Here is a 3,566-nt window from a genome sequence, read left to right on the forward strand (position 1 = left end):
ATCCGCGAAGTCTCCGGATGGAAGGTGGAGGAGCCGATGCCGACCAGTCCCGACGCCAGCAGAATCGCCGGGAAACTGCCGACGAAGGCCAGCATGAGGATGCCGACCAGCGTGCACAGCGAGCCGGCCGGCAGCAGCCAGGGCTTGGGATGGCGGTCCGTGTGGTAGCCAACCCAGGGTTGCAGCAGCGAGGCGGTGAGCTGGAAGGTCAGCGTGATCAGGCCGACCTGGGTGAAGGTCAGGCCGTAGTTGGCCTTGAGCATCGGGTAGATCGACGGCAGCACCGCCTGGATCAGGTCGTTGATCAGGTGCGCCAGCGCGCAGGCGCAGATCACGCGCATCACCAGCGGGCTGGATTGGCCCGCCGCCGTGGCGGCCGGGGGCAGGGAGGTCGTGCGGGTGGACATCGCAATCACCGGGCAGGGAAAACGGCGGCCCATGGTACAGATTGGCGCGCCTTTGCCCCATCCATCCGTCCGGGTCACGCCATTCCCGCTGACTGGAGGGCGCCGCGCAGCAGCGGTCTACCGCGAGATGGCAGCACGCCGCGCGGTAGGCGCGGACGTGCTGCGGGTGGCGATCAGTTAGGCCCGGGCTTGGTGCAGTTGCCGCCGCCGACATATTTCTTCAGCACCGCCCACTGCGCCTGGTCGATGCCGGCCTTGGTCGGTTCGATGGACAGCTTGTAGGTGCCCCACGATGGCCCGGCGGCCCAGTAGGTCATGGTGATGCAGTTCTTCTGCAGGTAGGCGAGGGTGTTGTCCATCGCCTGCAGGTAGCGCGGATCGTTGGGCACGCCGAACTCGCCGATGTGGCCCTTCTTGCCGTTCTTCTTCAGCCAGTTGACGAAGGGCTCGATGCGCTTGACCCCGATCATCGGGTCCACGGTGGCGGGCGCCGTCTTGTACTGGCCGCTGCCGTTGTCATCGATGTAGGCATGCGCGGAGTAGATGATGTTGTCGGCCTTGGGATCGACGAGCGCGGCCAGCGGGTCGTTGTACCAGGGCCAGGTGTAGGCGCCGGAGTAGGAACGCCCCTCGACGAAGATCGGCTTCTTCTTGTCGTAGACGCGGATGCCATTGATCCCCGCCTGGGCCGCCTGGGGCCAGTATTGATCGGCCGCGCCATAGGGCTCGTTCATGATGTCGTAGCCATAAACGGCGGGATTGTTCTTATAGCGGTTGGCAATTAACTCGTTGAGTTTGCGGAAGTGCGAATAGGTAACTTTGGCGGAGCCTATGACTTCGTTGTTGTAACGCGCGTAGTTGTGTACATCTAATATTACTTTGACACCATAGGTGTTGGCCTGTACCAACATGTCATCGATGTACTTCACGTAAGTTGGGTCCAGCGCGCCGCCGAGTGTCGGCTGTATGCGCTCCCACTTCAGCGGGAAGCGCACGAGCGTGATGCCGCGCTCCTTCCACTTGGCGAAATAGGTCTTGTCCGGGAAGAAGAAGTTCGTCCCCAGCTTGCCGGGAATGGCGCCGGAAGAGAACTCGGCCCCGGCCACGTTGATCGAGACGAGGGGAAGCTTCTCCTGTGCCACGGCGGTCGCGCCGAACAGCAGCATGGCCAGCGGAAGGACTTTTCTGAGCGTTTTAAACCGCGTGAAGGTTGGGTTCATGGCTGGTTCCCGGATAGTTTGGTTGGAAGGCTCCCTGAAACTAGTTATAGAGTCCGTGATGAATTTTGCGCGGTTGACGGGCAGCTAATTTACTCTTCCACCAAACTGTTTCTAATCGCAATTTAATATCGCGAAGCACTATAAAACGAAGTGTTTCAGCATGTGTGGAGTACCGAGTTACCAGTCCGTAACCCTTGAAGGCTAGATATCGCCACGGGGCCGATAGTTCCTTCGTGCGACTAGTGGATCGGATCGGTTTCGCGCGGCATGCGGGTGCCTGGCCCCTGCACGCCGTCGCGAGCAGGGGTGATGCGTTGGTCACGCCCCGGTGGGCGGCAGGGTCTTGCCCGATCCCTTGTTGCGGCGCTCACGCAGCGAGAGCACGGCGACGAAGAAGATCGGCACGAAGATCACCCCGAGCAGGGTGGCGCTGAGCATGCCGCCGACCACCCCGGTGCCGAGGGCGCGCTGGCTGGCGGCTCCGGCGCCGTTGGCCACCACCAGCGGCAACACGCCGAGGATGAACGCCAGCGACGTCATGATGATCGGCCGGAAGCGCAGCCGCGCCGCTTCGATGGCCGCCTCGCGCAGCGAGCGGCCCTGGGCGCGGAGGTCCTTGGCGAACTCGACGATGAGGATCGCGTTCTTCGCCGACAGACCGATGATGGTGATCAGCCCGACCTTGAAGTAGACGTCGTTGGGCATGCCCACCGCGGTGACCGCCAGCACGGCGCCGAGGGCGCCCACCGGCACGATGAGCATCACCGCCAGCGGAATGGCCCAGCTCTCGTAGAGCGCCACCAGCAGCAGGAACACCACCACGAAGGCCAGCGCGAACAGCTGCAGGGCCTGGCCGCTGGCGACCCGCTCCTGGTACGACAGGCCGGTCCACTCGTAGCCGATACCGGCCGGCAGTTCACTGGCCAGGCGCTCCAGCTCGGCCATCGCCTCGCCGGTGCTGACGCCGGGAACGGCGTCGCCGGAGATGCGGATCGATGGATAGCCGTTGTAGCGGGCGATCTGCACCGGGCCTTCTTCCCACTGGGTGGAGACGAAGGCGCCGAGCGACACCAGCTCGCCGGTGTCGTTGGGGACGCGCAGTTCCAGCACGCTTTCCGGGGTCATCCGCTCGGCCTGTTCGGCCTGCACCACGACCCGTTGCTGTCGTCCGGCGTTGGCGAAGTCGTTGATCACCGCCGAGCCGAAGGCCGTGGACAGCGCGCTGCTGATCGTTTCGAAGCGCACGCCCTGGGCGCGGGCCTTGTCGCGGTCGATGAGCAGCCGCAACTGCGGCGCCTCGGCCAGGCCTTCCATCATCGCGTAGAGGATTTTCGGATTGCCGTAGGCCTTGCCGAGCAGCTCGTCGCGCGCCGCCAGCAGCGCGTCGCGGCCCAGGCTGGCGCGGTCCTGCAGGCGCAGGGAGAAGCCGCCGGAGTTGCCCAGTCCGTCGATGGGCGGCGGCGACACGGCCATGATCGCGCCGTCGCGGGGGTTGCCGAAGCGCTGGTTCACCAGGACGGTCTCGTCGTCGGCGGACTGCCCTTTGCCGCGCTCCGACCAGTCCTTGAGCGTGGGGAAGGCGAGGGCGGCGTTCTCGCCCATGCCGGAGAAGCTGAAACCCATGACCAGGAAGGTGGAGGCGACGGCCTCGCGTGAACCCAGGTACTGCTCGAGTTCGTGCCCGGCCGCCGAGGTGCGCGCGCGGGTGGCGCCGGGCGGCAGTTGCACGTCGATGATCATGTAGCCCAGGTCCTCGGACGGCACGAAGGATTCCGGCAGGCGCAGGTAGACGAAACCCAGCAGCGCCACGATGCCCAGGTAGAGCAGCATGAAGCGCCCGGTGCGCCGGACCAGGCGGGTGTTGAGCGCGGTGTAGCGCGTGGTCAGGCGGGCGAACAGCCGATTGAAGGCGCCGAAGAAGCCGCGCTTCTCGTGGTGA

Annotated in this window: 3 protein-coding genes; all 3 read right to left on the minus strand. The window is 65.0% G+C overall.

All coding sequences use genetic code 11. The features are described from left to right. Positions 1–407, minus strand: a 407-nt coding sequence (locus B3E91_RS09430) for an MFS transporter (protein ID WP_287029198.1), incomplete at its 3' end; no start/stop codon positions are given. Positions 408–580: 173 nt separating this feature from the next. Beyond that, on the minus strand, positions 581–1,627 hold the full coding sequence (locus tag B3E91_RS09435) for a glycoside hydrolase family 5 protein (protein WP_090227872.1): 1,047 nt from the start codon (positions 1,625–1,627) through the stop codon (positions 581–583). Positions 1,628–1,945: 318 nt separating this feature from the next. Continuing rightward, a partial coding sequence (locus tag B3E91_RS09440) for an efflux RND transporter permease subunit (protein WP_287029199.1) occupies positions 1,946–3,566 on the minus strand: 1,621 nt, incomplete at its 5' end.

The organism is Pseudomonas sp. UBA6310 (assembly GCF_002438225.1).
In the GTDB taxonomy this organism is placed as follows: domain Bacteria; phylum Pseudomonadota; class Gammaproteobacteria; order Pseudomonadales; family Pseudomonadaceae; genus Pseudomonas_O; species Pseudomonas_O kuykendallii.

Excerpts from the sequence above, each read along its gene's own strand:
- B3E91_RS09435 (WP_090227872.1), bottom strand. The coding sequence starts at position 1,627 with ATGAACCCAACCTTCACGCGGTTTAAAACGCTCAGAAAAGTCCTTCCG.